Source organism: Burkholderia sp. AU44665 (assembly GCF_030504405.1).
Taxonomy (GTDB): domain Bacteria; phylum Pseudomonadota; class Gammaproteobacteria; order Burkholderiales; family Burkholderiaceae; genus Burkholderia; species Burkholderia semiarida.
The window spans coordinates 80,626-102,398 of sequence record NZ_JAUJRI010000006.1 but is presented as its reverse complement, the minus strand read 5'-3'; the positions used below and the strand labels follow the sequence as shown (position 1 = coordinate 102,398).

The 21,773-nt window shown below is 68.4% G+C and carries 17 protein-coding genes; 9 read left to right on the top strand and 8 right to left on the bottom strand.

Going from position 1 to position 21,773, the window contains the following annotated elements; all coding sequences use genetic code 11:
• Positions 1-34 precede the first annotated feature (34 nt).
• Entirely contained in the window at positions 35-1,252 is a 1,218-nt protein-coding gene (wecB, locus tag QZM15_RS15115) for a non-hydrolyzing UDP-N-acetylglucosamine 2-epimerase (protein WP_059640937.1), read from the bottom strand.
• A 1,123-nt stretch (positions 1,253-2,375) separates the two neighbouring features.
• On the opposite strand from wecB, the gene QZM15_RS15110 reads away from it, so the two are divergent.
• The 9 genes from QZM15_RS15110 (at position 2,376) to QZM15_RS15075 (ending at position 14,921) form a co-directional block, all read left to right on the top strand.
• On the top strand, positions 2,376-3,944 hold the full coding sequence (locus QZM15_RS15110) for a glycosyltransferase family 2 protein (RefSeq protein ID WP_302106657.1): 1,569 nt from the start codon (positions 2,376-2,378) through the stop codon (positions 3,942-3,944).
• Between the two features lie 3 nt (positions 3,945-3,947).
• A complete protein-coding gene (locus tag QZM15_RS34000) occupies positions 3,948-4,961 on the top strand; it encodes a polymer-forming cytoskeletal protein (RefSeq protein WP_104012290.1) in 1,014 nt (337 codons plus the stop codon).
• A complete protein-coding gene (locus QZM15_RS15105; RefSeq protein WP_367033253.1) occupies positions 4,954-5,958 on the top strand; it encodes a YaiO family outer membrane beta-barrel protein in 1,005 nt (334 codons plus the stop codon). The genes QZM15_RS34000 and QZM15_RS15105 overlap by 8 nt, the downstream gene beginning before the upstream one ends.
• 13 nt (positions 5,959-5,971) lie before the next feature.
• Positions 5,972-6,742, top strand: a complete 771-nt coding sequence (locus tag QZM15_RS15100; RefSeq protein ID WP_302106655.1) for a hypothetical protein — start codon at positions 5,972-5,974, stop codon at positions 6,740-6,742.
• Positions 6,743-7,074: 332 nt separating this feature from the next.
• Complete coding sequence (locus QZM15_RS15095) at positions 7,075-9,249, top strand: hypothetical protein (protein WP_302106654.1); 2,175 nt, start codon at positions 7,075-7,077, stop codon at positions 9,247-9,249.
• 92 nt (positions 9,250-9,341) lie between these two features.
• Positions 9,342-10,430: a hypothetical protein gene (locus QZM15_RS15090; protein ID WP_226225423.1), complete on the top strand. Its 1,089-nt coding sequence runs from the start codon at positions 9,342-9,344 to the stop codon at positions 10,428-10,430.
• A 49-nt stretch (positions 10,431-10,479) separates the two neighbouring features.
• Complete coding sequence (gene glmS, locus QZM15_RS15085) at positions 10,480-12,297, top strand: glutamine--fructose-6-phosphate transaminase (isomerizing) (protein ID WP_302106653.1); 1,818 nt, start codon at positions 10,480-10,482, stop codon at positions 12,295-12,297.
• Positions 12,298-12,553: 256 nt separating this feature from the next.
• Complete coding sequence (locus QZM15_RS15080; protein WP_104012296.1) at positions 12,554-13,630, top strand: glycosyltransferase family 2 protein; 1,077 nt, start codon at positions 12,554-12,556, stop codon at positions 13,628-13,630.
• A 106-nt stretch (positions 13,631-13,736) separates the two neighbouring features.
• A complete protein-coding gene (locus tag QZM15_RS15075; RefSeq protein WP_302106777.1) occupies positions 13,737-14,921 on the top strand; it encodes a glycosyltransferase family 87 protein in 1,185 nt (394 codons plus the stop codon).
• Here QZM15_RS15075 and QZM15_RS15070 read toward each other — a convergent pair.
• The 7 genes from QZM15_RS15070 to QZM15_RS15040 are packed head-to-tail and all read right to left on the bottom strand — an operon-like array spanning position 14,885 to position 21,756.
• Positions 14,885-15,925 carry a TadG family pilus assembly protein gene (locus tag QZM15_RS15070; protein ID WP_226225429.1) on the bottom strand — a complete coding sequence of 347 codons (1,041 nt, stop codon included), beginning with the start codon at positions 15,923-15,925 and terminating at the stop codon, positions 14,885-14,887. The genes QZM15_RS15075 and QZM15_RS15070 overlap by 37 nt on opposite strands.
• Positions 15,918-16,346, bottom strand: a complete 429-nt coding sequence (locus QZM15_RS15065) for a TadE/TadG family type IV pilus assembly protein (RefSeq protein WP_059573836.1) — start codon at positions 16,344-16,346, stop codon at positions 15,918-15,920. Before QZM15_RS15065 ends, QZM15_RS15070 begins: the two co-directional genes overlap by 8 nt.
• The gene (locus tag QZM15_RS15060; protein WP_060011650.1) at positions 16,343-17,200 is read right to left on the bottom strand and encodes a lipopolysaccharide assembly protein LapB; all 858 of its coding nucleotides are present in this window, start codon (positions 17,198-17,200) and stop codon (positions 16,343-16,345) included. Before QZM15_RS15060 ends, QZM15_RS15065 begins: the two co-directional genes overlap by 4 nt.
• The gene (locus tag QZM15_RS15055; protein ID WP_226225430.1) at positions 17,197-18,141 is read right to left on the bottom strand and encodes a type II secretion system F family protein; all 945 of its coding nucleotides are present in this window, start codon (positions 18,139-18,141) and stop codon (positions 17,197-17,199) included. Before QZM15_RS15055 ends, QZM15_RS15060 begins: the two co-directional genes overlap by 4 nt.
• Positions 18,138-19,115: a type II secretion system F family protein gene (locus tag QZM15_RS15050; RefSeq protein WP_099316280.1), complete on the bottom strand. Its 978-nt coding sequence runs from the start codon at positions 19,113-19,115 to the stop codon at positions 18,138-18,140. The genes QZM15_RS15055 and QZM15_RS15050 overlap by 4 nt, the downstream gene beginning before the upstream one ends.
• Positions 19,112-20,536, bottom strand: a complete 1,425-nt coding sequence (locus QZM15_RS15045) for a CpaF family protein (RefSeq protein ID WP_302106652.1) — start codon at positions 20,534-20,536, stop codon at positions 19,112-19,114. Before QZM15_RS15045 ends, QZM15_RS15050 begins: the two co-directional genes overlap by 4 nt.
• The gene (locus tag QZM15_RS15040) at positions 20,533-21,756 is read right to left on the bottom strand and encodes an AAA family ATPase (RefSeq protein ID WP_302106651.1); all 1,224 of its coding nucleotides are present in this window, start codon (positions 21,754-21,756) and stop codon (positions 20,533-20,535) included. The genes QZM15_RS15045 and QZM15_RS15040 overlap by 4 nt, the downstream gene beginning before the upstream one ends.
• Positions 21,757-21,773 lie beyond the last annotated feature (17 nt).

The window sequence follows — 21,773 nt, the reverse complement described above, 5'->3', positions numbered from 1 at the left end:
GAACGCGTCGGAACGCGCTACCGCATGGTTTTCCTCACGGCGAGCGCAACGCCTGCAACCCGAGCGTGAGCGCGTTGAACGGCATTTCGGCGGCGCCCATCGCGAAACTCGTCGTCTTCGTGGGCACGCCGGGCGTACGCATCAACGCGTGCACGATCCGCTCGCTCGCATGGCCGTCGCCATACGGATTGCTCGCGCGCGACATTTCCTCGTAAGCGCTCTCGCTGTCGAACAGCCGCGACGCCTCCCACACGATCCTGTCCTGGTCGGTCCCGACGAGCCGCGCGGTGCCGGCCTGAATCGCCTCGGGCCGTTCGGTCGTCTCGCGCGTGACGAGCACCGGCTTGCCGAGCGCCGGCCCCTCTTCCTGAATGCCGCCCGAATCCGTGATGATGAAATACGCGCGCGACATCAGGAATACGAACGAAAGATATTCCTGCGGCTCGATCAGGTAGATGTTGGGCACGCCGCCGAGCCGCGCGCGCGCCGGTTCCCGCACGTTCGGATTCAGGTGCAGCGGATAGACGAACTGCGCATCCGGATAGCGTTTCGCCAGCGTGCAGAGCGCGTCGCAGAAATTCCGGAACGGTTCGCCGAAACTTTCGCGGCGATGGCCGGTGATCAGCACGACGCGCCGCGACGGTTCGAGAAACGGGAAGTACGCGGCGATCCGGTCCGTTAGCGCGGCGGTGCGATCGAGCATGCGCTTGACCTCGTGCAGCGCGTCGATCACGGTATTGCCGGTCAGCGAGACCGCCCCGCCCGGCACGCCCTCGCTCAGCAGATTGTCGCGTGCCTGCCCGGTCGGCGCGAAATGCCATGACGACACCGCATCGGTCACGCGGCGATTCAGTTCCTCCGGCCACGGCGACCAGATGTCGCCGCTGCGCAGCCCGGCCTCCACGTGTCCGACCGGCAGATAGCGATAGAACGCCGCGAGGCTCACCGCGAGCGTGGTCGTCGTATCGCCGTGCACCAGCACGACGTCCGGACGCAATTCGTCGAAGACCATGCCGATCGCCTGAAGAATGCCGGTCGTCACGTCGGTCAGCGTCTGGCCCTGCCGCATCAGGTTGAGATCGTAGTCGGGCTTGATGTCGAACAGCGTCAGCACCTGGTCGAGCATTTGCCGATGCTGCGCGGTCACGCATACCCGGGCGTCGACACCCGCCTGCGCCTTCAGCGCGCGCACCAGCGGCGCCATCTTGATGGCCTCCGGCCGAGTCCCGAACACAAGCAAGATCTTCTTCATCGTTGTCCTCGTTTAGCCGCTTCGCGCGTGGCGATCCTGCACGTGGCGCGAAGCATGTATTCGGGCGGCGCACCCCGTACTCGCGCGCGATCGACATGCCGTGGTGCTGCGGGGCGAGCGGGCCACCTCGTCCGCGCGGTCCGGGCCGCGCGAATCGTCGTACTACCGGCCGGTTGCGGTGGATCCATCACGTCATGAGCAGCTCCTCGCCGTGTCGAGCGTCAGGTCCTCCTGCTACAGCAATATTCAAACCAGCCGGCCCGCATCCCGGCCCGCTTCGTTTCACGGCGATCGTGTGCACGCGGCGCGTTGCGGAATGTTTCACAACTGCTACGGGCGCCCGCATCGCCGCCCCCCGCGACAACGACAAACACCGGGACGCGCGCGCGATCCGTCACACGACGTCGTCCGACGAATCGCGCATGCCTGTCGTCACGCGTGACGCATCGAAGCGCGCGCATCTTTCGACGCGCGTTGCGTCGTCTCGATTCGCCCCTTTCGTCGGTGCAGCGCGTGGCGCGCGCGCGGCCGTCGGTCGCCGTCGCGCGTACGGAATTTCTCCGGCGCAAGATGGTGCTTGCGTCACACGAATCGGTGCGCGGGAAATGTTGCGAATGTGTAACGCGACGCCGAATCCGGCAAATAGATCGGAGTGCGTTCCATTTTCCTCATGCGAAACCGGCGCGCGTTGCGACCGCCATACCGCCGCCTGCGCCCCAATGGACGGGACGAACCGGCCGCCACGCGAAATGCGCAACGCTTGCCGCCGGCGCCGCGCGGGCTGAATGCGATCCGTGCACGCTGATTCGTCAGTGAATCAAAACGCGCCGCCCACGCGCGTCCCGGATCCGCTTCCCGGGCACGGCGCCTTGCCGCACGGGGCATCCGGGCAGATGGCTCACGCCTTGCTTGATGTCGGACAGGTGTCCCGAAGCACTCGCACGGCAGCAGACGGACGGGGACGCCAAGGCAACGAAGCCGGGAGGCGACGCAACGCGTCCGTCCGGGGAACCCGACCACGGCCCCTGCGCGACGAACGCGCCACCGCTTTCCATTGACATCCGCGCGATCCACGCAGCGCTTCGGCGCTCACCGGTCGTCGTTGCGGGACCGGGGACCAGACATGAAGAAAACGCGCACGGCGTCACTCTGCGAGCAAGGCATCCTGCTGCTGATCGTGCTTGCCTGCTCGCTGATCGTGCGCGACACCGACACCGCATCGCAGACAATTGCCGAACCCGCCCGGTTCGGCGCGCCCGCTGTCAACGCCGCGAACGCCGCACACATCGCGATCGCGGTGGAGCGCGCCGCGCTCGACAGCGTGACGCTGTCCCGCTCCGCGCAGGCGTCGCCCGATCCGGATGCGTCGCTCGCGCCGCCGCCCGCCACCCCGCCGGACCTCACGTTCGATCCCGAGTTGCTGCTGATGCCGTGCGTGGCCTACCTGTGGCTGTTCACGCTGCTGACGTGCGCGTATGCCGCACGGCACTACGTATTCAGCATCGACCGCCTGTTCAAGCCGCAGCATGCGCCCTACCGGACGATGACCCACGGCGACTGGCCGCGGCTCACGGTCTTCGTCGCCGCCCACAACGAGGAAACCGTCATCGTCGATTGCCTGATGGCGCTGCTGGCCACGACCTACCCGCGCGACCGGCTGACGATCATTCCGGTCAACGACCGCTCGACCGACAACACGCGCGCGCTGATCGAGGAAGTCCGGGCGCTCGCGCCCGAGCTGATCCAGCCGTTTCACCGCGAGACCGGCAAGCCGGGCAAGGCGGCCGCGCTGAAGGATGCGCTGCGCTTCATCCGCGGCGACATCATGGTGGTATTCGACGCCGACTACCTGCCGCGCCCCGGGCTGCTGAAGGAGCTCGTCGCGCCGTTCTTCGACCCGGAAGTCGGCGCGGTGATGGGCCGCGTCGTGCCGCAGAACGCCGACAGCAACCTCCTCGCGCGGCTGCTCGATCTCGAGCGCGCGGGCGGCTACCAGGTCAACCAGCAAGCCCGCAACAATCTCGATCTGGTGCCGCAATATGGCGGCACGGTGGGCGGCATCCGCAAGAGCGCGCTCGACGCCGTGGGCGGCTGGTGCGACGACACGCTCGCCGAAGACACCGACATGACCTACCGTCTGCTGCTGAGCGACTGGCGCACGGTCTATCTGAACCACGCCGAATGTTATGAGGAAGTGCCGGAGCGCTGGGCCGTCCGCGCCCGGCAACTGACGCGCTGGGCGAAGGGCCACAACCAGACGATGCTGCGCTATCTGCTGCCGGTGCTGCGCAATCCGCTGATTTCGCGGCGCTGCCGGCTCGACGGCGCGCTGCTGCTCGGCGTATTCGCGATGCCCGCGCTGCTCGCGATCGCCTGGAGCGCCGCGCTCGCGCTCTACCTGTTCAACGGCGTGAACTCGACCGCGCTCGGTTTGCTGCTGTCGCTGTTCGCGCTGTTCTCGTTCAGCACTTTCGGCAACTTCGGCGTGTTCTTCGAGATCGTCGTCGCCGCGCGGCTCGACGGCCGCGCGACGCGCCTGCGGCTCGTGCCGGTCAACGTCGTCGGCTTTTGCGTGACGATTGCGGCGGTCGTCTCCGCGCTCTGGGGGCTCCTGCTCGACGCCGCGTTGCGCCGCGAACTGAAATGGGACAAGACCGAGCGTTTCCGCCGGCAACTGAAACCGGAGCGATGAGCGATGACGACCTTCAACGTGATGGTGCCGGTGGCCGGCGTGCTCACCCTGCCGTTCCTGCCGCTGCTGCATGAACTGATCCGGCGCAGCGACGTCGCGGCGCTGCCGATCGGCGACGGGCCGTTCGTCGATCAGGCGCTGCTCGCCGCGCGCTGGCACGACGCGCTGCGCGTGCACGTGGCCGGCACGCCGCCGGCGGAGGCGTCCGTCGCCCCGCCGTGGCAAGCGCTCGGGCTGGCCGTGCAGCACGCGGACGCGATCCACGTCGCACGCGACGCGCATCGCGACGACGTGCTCCACGCCGATCGCACGATCACGCTCGACGACGGCGCGCGGGCGGCGTACGCATTCGCCGACGAGCGCATCGACATCCGTGGCGGCGCGACGATCGGCACGCTCGCGCATGCGCCGCTGGTGGACGTCGACGGCGCGGTGCTGCGCGGCGTCGTGGTCGGCGGCACGGTGCGCCTGCGCGGCGCCGGCGGCTTCGCGTGCCTGTATGGCGAGCCGATCGTCTTCGGCGCGGCGCCGGACCCGCGGCCCGCGGACACGGCGGCCGCTCCGCGCCGCGCGATCTCGCTCACCCGCCACTTCGCGTCGCTGCCGCATCGCTTCCTGCACGGTCGGTACCTGCTGCCGTGCGACGTTCGCCTGCCCGCGCATACGGTCGTGCAAGGCAATCTGATCGTCGACGGGACGCTCGTCCTCGGCGAAGGCTGCGTGCTGCGCGGCAGCGTCAAGGCGCATCGCGTCGAGCTCGAACGTCACGCGCTGCTGCACGGCGCGGTATTCGCGCGCGACGACGTGTTGCTCGCCAGCGCGAGCTGCATCGACGGCGTCGTGTCGGCCGGCGGCCTGCTGCGGCTCACGGGTGCGCGCATCGGTGTCGCCGGTCATCCGGTCAGCGCGTGCGCGCGCGACGTGTCGATCGTCAATCATGCCTGCGTGCATGGCGACCTCGTCGCGTGGCGCAGCGGCTGGTTCCATACATCCCGTCAAGGAGCGCCTCATGTCTGATCGCCCCAGCCATCGCGGCCCGCGCGCGCCGGTTGCCACCCTCGCGATGCTGTGCGGCGTCGCCTTCGGCGCGCCCGCGGCGCTGGCGGAGCAGCCGGACGATGCCGCCGCCGTGCAGCCTCCGCCCCCCGCGACCGTCATCACGCCGCGCATGCGCGACGAGTCGATGTTCGTGCGTGTGGACGCCGAAGGCCTGCCGGACGGCGTGCCGCTCGCCGAATTCACGCCTGAGGATACGAACCGGCCGCCGCTGCCCGATGCCGTCGTCGCGCATGTGCAGGCGCCGCGGGAAACGCATACCGAACTGACGCTCGGCTATTCGAGCGCGCACCTGACGCACGGCTACGGCGACTGGTACGGCGTCCACCTGCGCGGCGTCTATCAGGATGGCGGCCGCACCATCCTCGGCGAACTGGCGCAACTGCACCGCTTCGGCGAGAACACGCAGCTCGGCGCGCTGACCTACGTGCAGGATCTCGGGCCGGACTGGTTCGGCGGTATCGGCTTTTCGGGGACCACGTCGGGCACGATCCTGCCGAGTGCGCGCATCGACGCGTCGATCAACCGCAAGCTGTTGCCCGATCGTTCGCTGGTCGTATCGCTCGGCGCCGGCTACGCATGGAACCGCAGCGGACACCGCGATCAGCTCTATCACGCCGGGGTGATCTGGTACGCATTGCCGAAGTGGATTTTCGAGGCAGGTGCGAACTATACGGTCGATTCGCCCGGATCGGTGAAGGCGCCCGGCTACTACGGCGCCGTCACCTACGGCGAAGCCGGCAAGAGCGTGATCGTGCTGCGCGGCGGGGTCGGCCGCGAGGCGTATCAGGTCACCGGCTCGGGCACGCAGATCGCGGATTTCCGCAGCCACGAGATCACCGCGAAATGGCGCTACTGGCTCACGCGCAAGTGGGGAACGCAGCTCGAACTCGCCTATTACCACAACCCGTACTACTCGCGGATCGGCGGCGAGCTCAGCGTGTTCTATCGCTGGTAGGCGGGCGGACGCCGTGCACACGCATCCCGTCCGTCCTCCCGTCGATCGTTCTCTGCGCATCCACGCGCATCCGCAGCGCTGGCTGTGGTCGATCGCGCTGCTGACGCCCGCGCTGTACGCGTCGCTGTGGTTCGGATTGCCGCTGGCGTGGCGCTACTGGCGCGCGGTCATGGCGTGGGGCGCGCGCGAGATCGATCCGGCGCTTCGCGTGATCGTGATCGGTTATCCGCCCGACGCGCCCCGCGTGCCGCTGCTGTCGATCGACGTCGCGGCCCGCCTGCCGGGCGGCATGCTGCTGGCCGCCACCGCCGCGCTCTGTGCGATCGGTTTCGCCGCATCGTTCATCCGGCGCGCGAACTGGCTGCCTGTTGCATATCTGTTACGTATCGCGAGCTTCACCCAGTTGCTGATTTGCGCGTACTTCTGGCTCGCGCCGGGCACGTTCCCGTATGTCCCGCAACTGCATCTGCGCGACATGTTCGTGCTGCACGGCGCGGCGATCGCGCTGATCCCGCTGGTGATGGCCGCGCTGTACTACCCGCTCGATTTCTCGCTGCTGCAAAAGGCCGCCGCATCGCTGCTGGTGCTCGGCTACTTCGTGGTCGCGCTGCCGTTCGTGATGCTGCTGCATGCGACGATCATCCATCACGGCTCGCTGCTGTTTCTGCCGTTCTGCTATTTCCTGCTCGGCGGGCCGCTGCTGATCGGGCTGCTGGTCACGCTCTATACCTACTGCGCGAGCTGGCCCGGCGCACTGACGCGCGATCGCGATTCCGTCTGCTGATAGCGCCGTCAAACGCGCCGTATCAGCGATGAAACGAATCCGCCGCGTTTGCGACCGCGCCGCGCGACGTGCATCGCAGGAAGCCAGCAGGACCGGGCCTCCTGCGCCAATGGCACGTTGTTCGCTTCTTTCAATGCGTCGCATCGAGTCCTCTCGTCGGCGAAGGCAGCGCCGCGCACCGACGCATGTGCGCAACCGGCTGCCGTCGACACGCACCGCTCGATACCCGACGAACCGGACAGCCGCACACACCTACGGGGCTGGATTGGTCGACCTGGCGGCACGCGGATCACGCTGCCGCACGCCCCCATTCCTTGAGCGAGGAGCACACCATGTTGGCAAAGTCAGGCAAGTTCTTGCGGATCCTGTTCGCGCTGTTCGCGCTCGCGTTCGCATTCAGTCCGGGCGGCGCTCAGGCGGCCACCAACCAGCTTCTGCTGTTGGTGCCCGACACGCTGACGCTGCCCGATCCGCGCGTATCCGCATGGCTCGACAGTGCGCAGGAGGAAGGGCTGCAGATCAAGGTGATGACCGACAGCCAGTTCATGGCGGCCGGCGCGTCGCTGTCGCAGTATCCGGGCCTGATCCTGCCCGATCAGGTACATACGACCGCGGCCGACTCGCTGGTAACGGCGATCCAGAACTATGCGCTGAACGGCGGCAAGGTGATGCTCGTCTACGATTTCGGCGTGCTGAATGCGGCCGGCTTCTACGTCAGCCCGAAATCGCGCTTCAGCAGCATGGTGGGCGTGGACTACGTGCTGTATGACCAATACGGCGGCAACATGATCGGCCTCGGCAACGTGACCGGCATGAGCAGCTGGCTGCGCACGCTTCAGGTGCCCCCCGGCAAGTCGATGGCGTGGACCACGGCTTCGTCGAGCACCACGACCGCGAGTGCGCTCGCATCGACGAGCACGTCGGGTACGTCGGGTACGTCGGGTACGTCGGGTACGTCGGGTACGTCGACGAATTCGACGTCGGGCACCGCACAGTTTCTGGCCGCCAGCCCGTCGAACCCGGGCGGCCTCGCCAACTACAACCACGGCGCATGGTTCCAGTACGCGACGCCATCCACGGGCAGCGGCGTGCTGAACCAGACGGCTCCGAAGCTGACCGGCACCGTGACCGGCAAGCTGAAGAAGACCACGACGTACACCGCCAATTCGCTGCTGAGCACGTCGACCGGCAAGACGGCCAACACGCTCGCGTCGACGCTGGCCACCACCACCGACACGCTCGAAGGCATCTCCGGCTACGTGTACGGCTTCCTCACCTATCCGAGCTTCGTCACGCAGGGCACGTACACCGGCACGACGATCCTGACCTCGCCGACCTTCGGGCTGGTGTCCGGCTACAACACGTACGGCAACGGCGGCGTGCTGTTCGTCAACCTGCCGCTCGCTTACCTCGACGGCCAGACCGACGGCATGCTGATCCACGGCTACCTGCATTATTTCGGCACGCAGATGCTGAACCTGCCGTCGCTGTCGCCGCTGCCGAAGGCGATGGCCGGCCTCGTATTCAACTGGCACTTCTGCGCGGGCGACCAGCTCCAGCCTGCGCTCTACCTGAAGAGCCTCGGCGTGTGGAACAACGGGCCGTTCTCGCTCGTGGTCACGGCCGGCCCCGATGAAGCGGCGTTCGGCGACGGTGGCGGCCTCAATCTCGCCAACAACCCGCCCGCGCAGAATCTCCTCAAGTATTTCGTGAGCAAGGGCCATCGCGTCGGCAGCCACGGCGGCTGGATTCACGACTACTGGGGCGCGAATGCGAGCGAAACGAACGCGAGCACGTTCACGCAGTACCTGGTGATGAATCACCAGGCCGTTCAGGCCGTGACGGCCGTGCCGGATGTCGAGTACGCGGCGCCGGAAGGCAACACGCCGACCTGGTCGGTCAACTGGCTCGAAAGCAACGGCTTCAACGGCTACTACTTCACGGGGCACACCGGTTCGGCGCCGACCCGCGCATACCGCAACGGCGCGCTGCTGAACCCGGGCCTGTGGGCCTACCCGGTGATGCCGTTCGGCAAGTACGCGACGTTCGAGGAGTTCCAGCAGTACGCGGTGCCGACGGCCGACGTGAACAACTGGTATGCATCGCTGATGAACTTCGTCGTCGCGAACCGCACGAGCCGGCTGATCTATGCGCACCCGCTCGGCGCGTCGTCCTATACGTCGACGCTGTCCGCGATCTTCTCGCAAGCCAATACGCTGAAACTGACGGGTCAGTTCAAGTGGTACACGATGAGCGACATCACGACCTTCGATCGTGCACGCCTGAACGTCACGTGGTCGGCCACCGACACCGGCAGCGGCTGGGCGTTCGCCGCCAGCCACCCGACGAGCCTCGCGAACATGACGTGGCTGCTGCCGAAGAAGGGCTTCGCACTGCCGGTCATCACGCAAGGCTTCGGCAGCGTCGTCATCACCGACTCGACGTACTGGCTCGTGACCGCGAACAGCGGCACCAGTCTCAAGTTCACCAGCGCCAAGGTGCACTGAGCCGCGACATCGACATACCCGCCGGCGCGCGACGCGGCCAACGCCGCGCCCGGCGGGATTTGCGCAGGACCACCGCGCAGGAGCCCCCCATCATGAACCGGCCCGCGCTGTTCCCGGCCGCACGCGCACGCGTGACGGCCATCGCCCGGCTATGCCGCCTGTGGTGCGTCGCGTGCGGTGTCGCCGCGTGCGGCGTCGCGCTGCACGCGAGCGCCGCCGAACTCCAGCTCAACGGGCTCTACCAACGCCCGGACGGCGCGATCACCGTGCGCCTGAACGGCGCCGGCATCGATCCTTACTTCGCGTCGAAGGCGCTGCTCGCCGCCGCCGACGCCGGGCTCGACGCCCATCAGGCCGCGCTCGCGTGGATCGCGTGGCTGTTGCCGCGCCAGCGTCCGGACGGCGGCTTCGATCGCTACTGCATGAAGAGCGGCCAGTACAGCGCATGCGCCGAAGCCGATGCCGACGACGCGATGATGGCGACCTGGATCGAACTGCTCGCCCGCTTCGCGCCGCCCGACGGCCTGCCCGCCGCATGGGAGCTCAGCCTGAATCGCGCCAGTGCGCACCTGGACACGCTGCTCGCCAAGCCCACGGGCGTCTATCAGATCTCGTCGACGCTGCGCGTCGCGCTGCTGATGGACAACGTCGAGGTGCACAGCGCGTTCCAGGCGCTCGCGGCGTACTACGTCCGGCATGCCGATTCCACGCACGCCGGCCCGTGGAGCCAGCGCGCCGACCGGCTCGCGTCCGCGATCCTGAAGGTGTTCTGGCGCGGCACGCAGTCCGGCTTTCGCGCGAGCACGCAGCGCATCAGCGACACGACGTTCTACCCCGCGAAAGTCGCGCAGATTTTTCCGCTGCTATCCGGAATTCAGGTTCCCGAACAATCGAACGACACGATCTACGCGCAGTGGATGCAGAAGTACGGCAAGACCTGGCTGCAACTCGCCGGCTCCGATTATCCATGGGGCTTGATCGCACTGGTCGCACTCAAGATGAACGACAGGAACACGGTCGCGTGCTGGCATGCACGATCGGGCCCGTACCGGCACGGCGCACACTGGAACGTACTGGAGGAAGCACTTTACCTGGCATTCGAAAGCCGGATGGCCGACCCGGTCGCGCCCGCTCAATGCGGCTTCACGACGGCGGCGACAACGGAGACCGCGTCACGCTGATCCACGCGTGCGCACGGTCCGGGGGAATCTACAGGGAAGGAGACGTGTCATGTGTGGCATCGTCGGCGCGGTCGCGCAACGGGACATCGTCCCGATTCTGATCGAAGGTTTGCGCCGCCTTGAATATCGCGGCTACGATTCATGCGGGGTGGCGACCGTCGTCAACGGCCAGGCACGCCGCGAGCGCAGCGTGTCGCGCGTCGCCGACCTGGACGCCCACGTGCGCAGCGCCGGCCTGGCCGGCAGCACCGGCATCGCGCACACGCGCTGGGCGACGCACGGCGCGCCGGCCACCTGCAACGCGCATCCGATCTTCTCGCGCGACGAGATCGCGCTGGTACACAACGGCATCATCGAGAACCACGAAACGTTGCGCAGGCAACTGGCCGACGAACACTACGAGTTCGACGGACAGACCGACACCGAGGTGGTCGCGCACCTGATCCACAGCAAGTATCGCGGCGACCTGCTCGCCGCCGTGCGCGACGCGACCTCGCAACTGCACGGCGCGTATGCGATCGCGGTGTTCAGCAAGCACGAGCCGCAACGGCTGATCGGCGCGCGGGCCGGCTCGCCGCTCGTCGTCGGCGTGAAGGACGGCGAATGCTTTCTCGCGTCCGACGCGCTCGCGCTCGCCGGCATCACCGACCGCTTCATCTTCCTCGAGGAAGGCGACATCGTCGAGCTGACGCCGGGCGGCGTACGGGTGCTCGATCGCAACGGCGCGCCGATCGAACGCGCGATCCAGACCGTTTCGTCCACGCAGGGCGTGGTCGAGCTCGGGCCGTACCGGCACTTCATGCAGAAGGAGATCTTCGAGCAGCCGCAGGCCGTGGCCGCGACCATTCCCGATGCCGGGCTGTTCGACCCCGCCGTATTCGGCCCGGACGCCGCGCGCGCGTTCGAACAGATCGACAACGTGCTGATTCTCGCGTGCGGCACGAGCCACTACTCGGGCCTGACCGCACGCCGCTGGCTCGAGACGATCGCGCGCCTCCCCGCGCAGGTCGAGATCGCGAGCGAATACCGCTACAGCGACGCGCTCGCGACGCCGAACACGCTGGTGGTCAGCGTGTCGCAATCCGGCGAGACCGCCGACACGCTCGCCGCGCTGAAGTACGCGCAGGCGCTCGGCCACATCGACACGCTGGCGATCTGCAACGTGCCGACCAGCGCGATGATGCGCCAGACCAGCCTGCGCTTCCTGACTCGAGCGGGCCCGGAGATCGGCGTCGCGTCGACCAAGGCGTTCACGACGCAGCTCGTCGCGCTGTTCATCCTCGCCGTGACGCTCGGGCGGCTGCGCGGCTACGTCGACGACGCGCAACTCGCGCGCTATGCGCTGCAGTTGCGGCGCCTGCCTCGCGCACTAGAAGACGTGCTCGGGCTGGAGCCGCAGATCGCGCGCTGGGCAGCGGAATTCTCGCAGCATGAAAACGCGCTGTTTCTCGGGCGCGGGCTGCACTACCCGATCGCGCTCGAAGGCGCGTTGAAGCTGAAGGAGATCTCGTATATCCACGCGGAAGCGTATCCGGCCGGCGAGCTGAAACACGGGCCGCTCGCGCTCGTCACGCATACGATGCCCGTTGCGACGATCGCGCCGAACGATGCGCTGCTCGAAAAGCTCAAGTCGAACATGCAGGAAGTGCGCGCGCGCGGCGGGCAGCTCTACGTGTTCGCGGATGCCGATACGCGGATCGACAACGGCGAAGGCGTGTCGGTGCTTCGGATGCCGGATTACTACGGGCTGTTGTCGCCGATTCTGCACGTCGTGCCGTTGCAGTTGCTCGCGTATCACGCGGCGTGCTTGCGGGGCGCGGATATCGACAAGCCGAGGAATCTGGCGAAATCGGTGACGGTGGAGTGACGGGCGGTCGCTCGACACGCGCGGGCCGGTGAAGATCGTCAACCGATCGAGCCGGCCCGCCCTGCACGATTCGCCGTCGATTCGCGCCTTGTCGAATCCCGAATACTTCGTACAATACTTAAACCCTATGTCGTCCCGTCCACGGTGGGGAGGCTGGCCAGGACCGCCTTCGCCCCGAATCGGGTAACGCCCGCCCGGCGAACGACAACGGAAACCTACCGCGCAACGCAGGCCGAATCTCTCCGGGGGCCTCAACGTGTCGACGCATGCCAGGAAGCCGCTGATATCGCTCGTCGTGCCTTTTCACGACGAAGAAGAAACGATCGACGCATTCTTTGCCGAAACGCTGCCGGTTCTGGAGTCGGTCGGCTCGGTGCGCTTCGAGATCGTCTGCGTCAACGACGGCAGCCGCGATCGCACGCTGGACCGGCTGCTCTCGGTCGCCGCCGGCGACGCGCGCGTGCACGTCGTGGATCTCACCCGCCGCTTCGGCAAGGAGGCGGCGCTCACCGCCGGCATCGACGAGGCGGCCGGCGCGGCCGTGATCCTGATCGATGCCGACCTGCAGGACCCGCCCGCGCTGATTCCCGCGATGCTCGAACGCTGGCACGCGGGCGCCGAGGTCGTCGCTGCGAAGCGCACCGACCGGATGTGCGATCCGCTGATGCAACGCGTGGCGGCCTCGCTCTACTACCGCGTGCACAACCGGCTCTCCGAAGTCGAGATGCCCGAGAACGTCGGCGATTTCCGGCTGATGGACCGCGAAGTCGTCGACGCGCTGCGCGCGCTGCCCGAGCGGCGGCGCTTCATGAAGGGGCTCTTCGCGTGGGTCGGCTTTCGTACCGAAATCGTCGAATACACGCGTGCGCCGCGCAGCGGCGGCCGCTCGAAATTCTCCGGCTGGCGGCGCTGGAATTTCGCGCTCGAGGGCATCACGAGCTTCAGCACGGTGCCGCTGCGCGTGTGGACCTACGTCGGCCTCGCGTTCGCCGCGCTGTCGTTCGTCTACGGCGCGTACATCGTGATGCGCACGCTGCTGTACGGCAATCCGGTGCACGGCTACCCGTCGCTGATTTCCGTCGTGCTGTTCGTCGGCGGCATCCAGCTGATCGGCATCGGCGTGATCGGCGAATATCTCGGCCGCATCTATCACGAGTCCAAGCAACGCCCCGTCTATCTCGTGCGGCGGCGCTACCGCGCCGAGCGCGATGCGGCCGCGCGACCGGCATCGAAGCTGCTTCAGTTCCCGCTCAAGCGCGCGCACCCGGCGCGCCGCCGGGGCGCGACGCCGGCGGCCGCGGGCATCGCCGCTCGCAAGGCGTCGATCAAGTAAGCCCGGGCCACGTCAATTGGATATCCTCCGGCAATCGACGCGGCCGACGGCGCGGCCCGTCGTCGCGTGGCTCACGTCGCGACGCGTCGTCCTGTACAGCGCGCTGATGCTGGTGTCGTACGCGCTGTTCATGTCGATATGGATCGCGGTCGTTCGTCACGCGTCCGGCAGCGGCGTCATACCCCGCCCGGGGGCGGACTTCTCGGTGTTCTGGTCCGCGTCGTACGTGATGCTGCACGGCACGCCCTCGCACGCATACGATTTTTCCGCATTCTCGCGGCTGACGACCGGGCTGTTTCCGACCCTTCCCCGCGACGTCTTCGCACCGTGGCTGTACCCGCCCACCTATCTGCTGCTCGTGACGCCGCTGGCGCTGCTGCCGTTCGCGCTTGCTTATCCGCTGTTCGTCGCGTTCGGCGTGCTCATGCTCGGCCTCGCCGCGTGGCGCGTATCCGGGCTCCGTACGATACCCGGCGCATCGCACGCCGGCGCATTCGCGCTGGTTGCCGCGCCATGCGTGTTCGTCACCGCGACGCTCGGGCAGAACACGTTCCTGACCGCCTCGTGCGCGGCGCTGGCCGTTTACTGGGCCGATCGGCGGCCGATATATGCCGGCCTCTGCATCGCGCTGCTGTCGGTCAAGCCGCAGCTGGCGCTGCTGTTCCCGTTCGTGCTGGTCGCCGCGCGCGCATGGCGCACGATCATGTGGGCCGCGCTCGCGACCGGCGCGTTCGCCGCATCGAGCGTGCTCGTCTGCGGCGTCGAGTCGCCGCGCCTGTTCGTCGCCAGCGCCGGCATCGCCCGCTCGATCGTCCTCGAGCATGGCGTCGGGTTCTGGCTCGCGTCGCCCACGCCGTTCGCGGCGTTTCGTCTCGCGGACGTGCCGCTCGGCGCCGCGTACGCCGCGCATGCGTGCATCGCTGCGATCGCGATCTACGCCGCTTGCGTCGTATGGATGCAGTCGCGCGACACCCGCGTGCGCGCGGCCGTACTGACGGTCGCGACGCTCGTGGCGAACCCGTACGTGTGGCACTACGAACTCGCGTGGCTTGCCATCGCGATCGCGTGCATGCTGTCGATCGGCTGGCGCGACGGCTGGCTGCGCGGCGAACAGGCCGCGATCGCGCTGATGTGGGCGCTGCCGATCGTCGAATACCTGAACCCGTGGCTGCAACTGCCGCAGATCGGCCCGGCCGTGACGCTCTTCGCGCTGCTGGTGCTGCTGCGCCGCGCCCGCCACGACGCTCGCAACAGTCACAACGCAAGCCGCGGCGGCACGTACACGCCGTAGTACGGCCCGACGCCCGTCGCGACGCCGGTCATCTTCACACCGGCAACGAAGTGCCCCTGGATGTACTTGTATGCGCCGCCGAGCGACACGTCGATGTGGAACGCGGCAAATGCGACGATCGGCACGTAGGTGCTGCTCGACGTCTGCGTGACGACCGGCAGCACGACCGTCGCGCCGACCGGCACCGACGTGTAGAGCGTCGCCTTCACGCCGGTCGCGAGATAGATGCTGTCGCCGATATTGAGCGTCGTCGGGTTGCCGGTCACCATCAGGCCGCCCATCGTCGTCGTGTCGGTCGCGGTCGACTGGAACGACGTCCACTGACCGCCCATGCACAGCGAGCCATACGTCTGGCCGTTCGTGATCGAAAACTGGTACGGCAGACCCGTGAGCGGATTGATCAGCGGCTGGTTGGTCTGCGCGTTCCAGTACTGGTTGTACACGCACTGGTCGATCGCGATCGGAAAGAGCCCGCCCGCCGCGACGCCGCCCGGCGCGGCGAGCACCGCGATCGCGGTCGCGCCGCCGGATGCGCCGGGGATGCCGAGCAACCCGCCGAGCAGCAGCGGAATCGAGCCGCCGTTGATGCCCGGCGCGCGCGACACGGTCACCTGCACCGCCGGCACGTCGTACGGGCCGGGCGTGATCGTGGTCGGCTGCATCGACGCGGGCGTGCGCGTCACGTTCCAGTAGCCGGTCGTCACGGTGCCGCTCCCGAGCCGCGCGCCCGCCGCCGAATTCAGCGCGATCACGCCGTTCGCCGCCGGCGCGGCCTGCGACCAGTTCAGCGGCCCGCCCGTCGGCGACATCATCGCGTCGGCCGCCGCGAGCGCGGCCGCGTCCGCCGCATTCTGCAACTGGTTGCGCACCGTGGCGATCCACGCGATGTCGATCGCCAGCGCGCCGAACGACAGCAGCGGGATCAGGAACATCAGGAAGAACAGCGCGACGGAACCGCGTTCGCGCGCGGCGCCGATGCATCGCGTGCCGGCCGCGTCATTCATAGAGCATCACCGAGGTAGCCGAGATCGTCACGGGGCCGGTCAGCGCGCTGAACGCCGAACCGAGCACCAGCCCCGCATACGTGTAGGTCACCGTGACCGTCAGCGCGGTGCCCGCCGTCGTGCCGTTCGCCTGCGTCACGGTCACGGTCGGCGTCGTCGGCGTGCCGCCGGTGATCAGGCTGTTCTGCGTATAGCTCAGCGCGACGTTGGCGATCTGCGTCGGGGTCAGCATCGGCACGCGCAGCACGACGCCGGCCCGCGCGGCTTCGCGGCTCGCGTTCGTGATCACGGCCTTGTCGCACAGCAGCAGGCTCGTGTCGATGATGCCGATCAGCACCATCAGCAGGAACGGCAGCATCAATACGAATTCGAGGGATACGACGCCGCGCGCGTGGCGGGCGCCCGTCGCCCCGCGTGTCATTTTACGGCCCCCGCGGCGGGCGGCACGGCGCGCGGCTCGAGCGCGGCGCCCTTCGACGGCCGCGACGCGTCGCCGACCGGACGCGCCGCGAGCTGCGTACGCACCGCCTGGTACACGCGCAGATTGTCGGCCACCGCCGACGCGGGCAGGTCCGCGGACAGCAGCTTCTTCGCCGAATCGGTGTTGCCGAGCACGCCGTACGCGAACGCGAGGTTCTGGCGCGCCTGCCACGGCGCATCGGGCAGCCCGGCCACGTCGAGCAGCACGTTCACGCCTTCGCGCGGACGATTGCTCAGCACGAGCGACAGCCCGAGGTCGACCCGCAGCCCCTGCGCGTCCGGATGCGCGCTCAGCGCGTCCCGGTACACGGTCTGAGCGTCCTCGTGGCGGCCCTGAAGATCGAGCACCGTGCCGAGCCCCTGCGCCGCGAGCGGCAGGTTTGGCTGCGCGGCGAGCAAGTCGCGATAGCGGCGCGCGGCCTCGTCGAGTCGACGCTGTCGCAACGCGACGCGCGCGAGTCCGACCTGCGGCCCGAGTTCGGCCGGCGCAAGCTGCCGCGCCTGCTCGTACAGAATACGCGCGCGCTCCAGATCGCCGGCGCGATAGTTGACGTCGGCAAGCCCCAGTTGCGCGGCGAGCGAATCGGGATGCCGCGCCAGCACCTTCGCGTACAGCGTCGACGCGAGATCGACGTTGCCGCCGGCCAGCGCGCTGTCGGCGATGCGCAATTCGGCCTGCGGGTCGTCGCTCTTGTGCGACAGCGCCGGCCGCGTCTGGATACCCGGCGCGCAGCCGCCGGCGAGCAGCGGCAGCACGGCCGCGAAGACGAACGCACGGAGCGCGGGGCCTGTCATTTGAACACCTCGAGCAAACGGATGGCCGCCGGGCCTGCCGCGATCAGGCCGACCGTCGGCAGGATGAACAGCATCATCGGCAGCGTGATCTTCGGCGCGAGCTTCGCGGCCTGCTCCTCGAGCGCGACGATTTGCTCGGTGCGCTCGCTGCGCGACAGCGTTCGCAGCGCCTGCGTGATCGGCGTGCCGAACCGCTGCGATTGCGTGAGCGTCGTGGCCAGCGAGCGCGCCGACGCGAAGTCGACGCGGATCGCGAAATGCGTGAGCGCTTCGGACACGTTGCCGCTCAGCGTCAGCTCGTCCGCGCACACCGTCAGCTCGTCGGCGAGCGGCGGGCAGATGCGCCTGAGTTCGCGCGCGACGCGCCGCACGCCCGATACGAGGCTGTTGCCGGCCATCGTGCAGATCACGAGCAGGTCGAGCGCATCCGGAAAGCATGCGGCGATGATCCGCCGGCGCCGCCGGATCATCGCGCCGAGCACGTATTCCGGCACGATCACGCCGACCACGAACGCGGCGACCATCGCCACCGCGCGGATCACGAAGTATTCGCCGAAGCGCGGAATATACGGGCTGAACACCATCGCGACGCCGGCGAACAGCACGCCGCAACTGAGCTTGATGCCGATCATCGACGACACCGCGCGCCGTTCGCGAAAGCCCGCGCGCGCCAGTTGCAGCGCGAGCTTCGCGCGCTGCATCGGATCGAGCACGGGCAGCCGCTCGCCGAGCTGCGCGAGCCGCCGCGTCAGGTCCCGACGCACGTCGCCCGCCTGCAGGCGCCCCGCTCCCAGCGCGGGCGACCGCTGTCCGGCGGCCTGCTGCACGCGCACGGCGATGCGCCGGCGCGTGCCGCCGCCCGGCGTCGCGAGCGCCGCCGCGACGCACGCGAGCAGCAGCAACAGTTCGAGGCCGCGGGCGGCCAGCATCGACATCGTCATCGTGCAGTATCCAGTTTCGAGATCTTGCGAATCGTCACCAGTCCGATCGTCAGCAGCGTCGCGGCGATCGTCAGCATCACGCGTCCGGCATGCGTATCGAACAGCAGCATCACGTATGCGCGGTTCACGAGGAACAGCGCGCCGATCATCACGAACGGCACCGCCGAGATGATCTTCGTCGTGATCCGCCCCTCGGCGGTCAGCGCGCGCGTCTTCAGGCGGATGTCGCGGCGCGTGCGGATGATGCTCGACAACTCGTCGAGCGTCTCGCCGAGGCTGCCGCCGGTCTCGCGCTGCAGCAGCAGATAGACGGTGAAGAACGAGAAATCCGCGATCATCAGCCGGTCCGCCGCGTGCGTCAGCACGTCCTTCAGATCCGCGCCGACGCGCAGGCTGTCGCCCATCGTGCGGAAGGTCGAGCGCACCGGCTCGGCGGCGCTATCGCCGACCGTGCTGATCGCCTGCGTGACCGGAATGCCCGCGCGCACCGCCCGCACGATCAGGTCGATCGCGTCGGGGAACCCCTCCAGAAAGCGCAGCCGGAAGCGCTCGACCAGCGCGCGATAGCTCGCGCGCATCGCGATCAGCGGCAGTCCGACATAAATCGCCGGATGCACCACGCGCGGCAGCGCCACGAGCTTCACCACGACGATCCCCGCGACCGCGCCGGCGATCGTGCTCGCGATGACGATCCGCAGCCCGCGCTCGCCGCCGACCGCGCGCACGCGCGTCACGTAGCGCTGCACCCATGCCCGCACGCGGGTCTGCCGGCGCGGCAGGTTGAACAGCGCGACACCGGCCCCGGCTGCCGCACCGGCGGCCCGGCCCGTCAGCGATGGCGCAATGCGCTGCATCCGCGCGCGAATGCGCTGCTCCGGCGTCTGGCGCGCACGGTCCAGCAACGCCGACAGGCCGAGCCCCACCGCGAGGATCACGACGAAGGCGCCGAGCGCGAACAGGTCCGCCGTCCTCATTGCCGGAACGCCTCGGTAAGCGCGTCCTCGACGCCGTAGTACGCAGCGCGCGGCGCGAAGGCGGGCCGCAGCGACGACGCCTCGAACACGCCCTTCACCGCGTCGCGCGTCGTGTCGCCTTCCTGGCGGAACGCGAACAGGTCCTGCGTGATCACGACTTCGCCTTCCATCCCGACGATCTCGGTGATCCGCGTCACGCGGCGCACGCCGTCGCGCATCCGCTCGACCTGCACGAACAGATGCACGGCGCTCGCGATCTGGCGCCGGATCGACAGCAGCTGCAGGTTCGCGTTCGCCATCATGACCATGCTTTCGAGCCGGCTGATCGCGTCGCGCGGCGAGTTCGCATGGATCGTCGTCATCGAGCCGTCGTGGCCCGTGTTCATCGCCTGCAGCACGTCGAACGCCTCCGCGCCGCGGATTTCGCCGAGGATGATGCGGTCGGGCCGCATCCGCAGCGCGTTGCGCACGAGATCGCGCTGCGAGATGCCGCCGAGCCCTTCCGTGTTCTCCGGCCGCGTCTCGAGGCTCACCACGTGCGGCTGCAGCAGTTGCAGCTCGGCCGCGTCCTCGATCGTCACGATCCGCTCGTGCTCCTCGATGTGCTGCGACAGCGCGTTGAGCAGCGTCGTCTTGCCCGACCCGGTGCCGCCCGAGATCACGATGTTCAGCCGGCATGCGCACGCGATCTTCAGGACCTGCAGCATCCCGTGCGAGATGTTGCCCTGATGCGCCATCCGCGCGAGCGTGATGTCGCGCTTCGCGAACTTGCGGATCGAGATCGACGCGCCGCGCATCGCGATCGGCGGCAGCACCACGTTCACGCGGCTGCCGTCGGCAAGACGCGCATCGACCATCGGGCTGCTCTCGTCGACGCGACGCCCGACCGCCGCCGCGATCCGCTGCGCGACGCTCGTCACGTGCGCGTTGTCGCGAAACTTCAGCGGCGTGAGCTCGAGCCGCCCCGCGCGTTCGACGTACACCTGGTCGGGGCCGTTCACGAGGATGTCGGACACGGTGTCGTCGGCAAGCAGCGGCTCGATCGGCCCGACGCCGAACATGTCGTTCAGGATCGCGTCGACGATCAGCACCTGCTCGCCCGTGGTGATCTTCAGGCGCTCGCGCTCGACCGTGTGCGCGGCCACCTGTTCGATGCCGGCCCGCACTTCGTCGCGCGTCTTCATCAGCGCGGCCGACATGTTCATCGACGCGAACACCGCGTTGCGTATCGCGTCGAACTTGCCGGAGCGGATGAGCGCCTCCTGGGTATCGGCCGTCGCGGCCGCACGCGCCGACGTGGACATGGACGCAGGCACCGGGCTAACGGCCGGCCCCGGCGCGGGCGCGGTGTCGTGCGGCGCGGTGCGAGAACCCGCCGGCGCAGAGTCCGGTGTCGGCTGCTTGCGGGTACCGAACGTCACGATCCCTTCCTCCATTTGACGAAGCGCGCGTACCAGGGCTCGGCGACGGCCATCGATTCGCCGGTGATGCCGTTCGCGAGCAGCCGGATCTCGTCCAGGAAGCCGCGGCGCTTCGAACGTTCGATCGGCTCGCCCAGGTTCTCCGCGATCGCGAGCGACTGTGCCTCGTGCGGCAGCTCGCGCAGTTGCACACCGCCGAACGCATCCTCGAAATCCGACTGCGCGACGCGCCCCTTGACCGGCTCGAGCGGATTGTTCAGCACCATCGACAGCAGCCGCTCGCCCGGCATTTCCTTCACGAAGCGCGCAAGCCGCGCGGCCTCGTACGCGGCGTGCACCGACCGGTCGGCGACGATATAGACGAGATCGGACGCCGTCAGCGCATCCTCGAACAGCTTGCCGGCGCGGTAGCCGACGTCGAACAGCACGTAATGGAAACGGTCCTTCAGCATGTCGACGAGCTGCGCGATCGCATCGTCGCGCAGCAGCGCGTCTTCGCCGTATGCGAGTTCGGCCGACAGCACGTGCAGGCGGTCGCCCTTCGTGACGAACATGCGGTCGAACAACGCGTCGTCGGGGCGCCGTTCCATGTTCAGCAATTCGATCAGCCCGTTGTTGCTCGACAGCCCGAGCATCGAGTTCGCGGCGCCGCCATGCAGGTTCAGATCGACGTACGCGACGCGCCGCCGCTTCTCCCCCGCCAGGCAGCGCGCGAGGCTGACCGCGATCGTCGTCGCGCCGACGCCGCCGCGCGCGCCGACGAAGCTCACGATCTTGCCGGTACGCACCTGCACGACCGACTCCGTCGTGGTCAGCGCGCGCCGCATCAGCTCGACGGTCAGCGGCTTCACGATGTAGTCCTGCACGCCGATGCCGAGCAGGTTGCGGAACAGCCCGACGTCGTTCTGCGTGCCGATCGCGACGACCCGCACCGACGGATCGCACACGTCCGCGAGCCGCATCAGGTCCGACACCGGCAGCACCGAATCCGACACGTCGACGATCAACTGGCGCGGCGAACGCTCTTGCTGCTGCAGCAATCGGATCGCGTCGTCGCAGTCGCCCGGGTGCACGTGGGCGCGCGCGATCGACAGATCCTGCGCGACGCGGCGGATCACGTCCTCGCTACCCGCATCGGACACGACCGCGAGGAGATCCGCCGCTCCGGCGGAGGCGGCGCGCTTGGCGTTCTGGCGGTCGAGGACGTTCATGGGCGGCATCGCGATCGCATCGTCAG

Excerpts from the sequence above, each read along its gene's own strand:
- QZM15_RS15105 (WP_367033253.1), top strand. The coding sequence starts at position 4,954 with ATGTCTGATCGCCCCAGCCATCGCGGCCCGCGCGCGCCGGTTGCCACC.
- QZM15_RS15090 (WP_226225423.1), top strand. The coding sequence starts at position 9,342 with ATGAACCGGCCCGCGCTGTTCCCGGCCGCACGCGCACGCGTGACGGCC.
- QZM15_RS15040 (WP_302106651.1), bottom strand. The coding sequence starts at position 21,756 with ATGCCGCCCATGAACGTCCTCGACCGCCAGAACGCCAAGCGCGCCGCC.
- QZM15_RS15055 (WP_226225430.1), bottom strand. The coding sequence starts at position 18,141 with ATGACGATGTCGATGCTGGCCGCCCGCGGCCTCGAACTGTTGCTGCTG.
- glmS (WP_302106653.1), top strand. The coding sequence starts at position 10,480 with ATGTGTGGCATCGTCGGCGCGGTCGCGCAACGGGACATCGTCCCGATT.
- QZM15_RS15070 (WP_226225429.1), bottom strand. The coding sequence starts at position 15,925 with ATGAATGACGCGGCCGGCACGCGATGCATCGGCGCCGCGCGCGAACGC.
- QZM15_RS15075 (WP_302106777.1), top strand. The coding sequence starts at position 13,737 with ATGCTGGTGTCGTACGCGCTGTTCATGTCGATATGGATCGCGGTCGTT.
- wecB (WP_059640937.1), bottom strand. The coding sequence starts at position 1,252 with ATGAAGAAGATCTTGCTTGTGTTCGGGACTCGGCCGGAGGCCATCAAG.
- QZM15_RS15065 (WP_059573836.1), bottom strand. The coding sequence starts at position 16,346 with ATGACACGCGGGGCGACGGGCGCCCGCCACGCGCGCGGCGTCGTATCC.
- QZM15_RS34000 (WP_104012290.1), top strand. The coding sequence starts at position 3,948 with ATGACGACCTTCAACGTGATGGTGCCGGTGGCCGGCGTGCTCACCCTG.
- QZM15_RS15060 (WP_060011650.1), bottom strand. The coding sequence starts at position 17,200 with ATGACAGGCCCCGCGCTCCGTGCGTTCGTCTTCGCGGCCGTGCTGCCG.
- QZM15_RS15050 (WP_099316280.1), bottom strand. The coding sequence starts at position 19,115 with ATGAGGACGGCGGACCTGTTCGCGCTCGGCGCCTTCGTCGTGATCCTC.
- QZM15_RS15110 (WP_302106657.1), top strand. The coding sequence starts at position 2,376 with ATGAAGAAAACGCGCACGGCGTCACTCTGCGAGCAAGGCATCCTGCTG.
- QZM15_RS15095 (WP_302106654.1), top strand. The coding sequence starts at position 7,075 with ATGTTGGCAAAGTCAGGCAAGTTCTTGCGGATCCTGTTCGCGCTGTTC.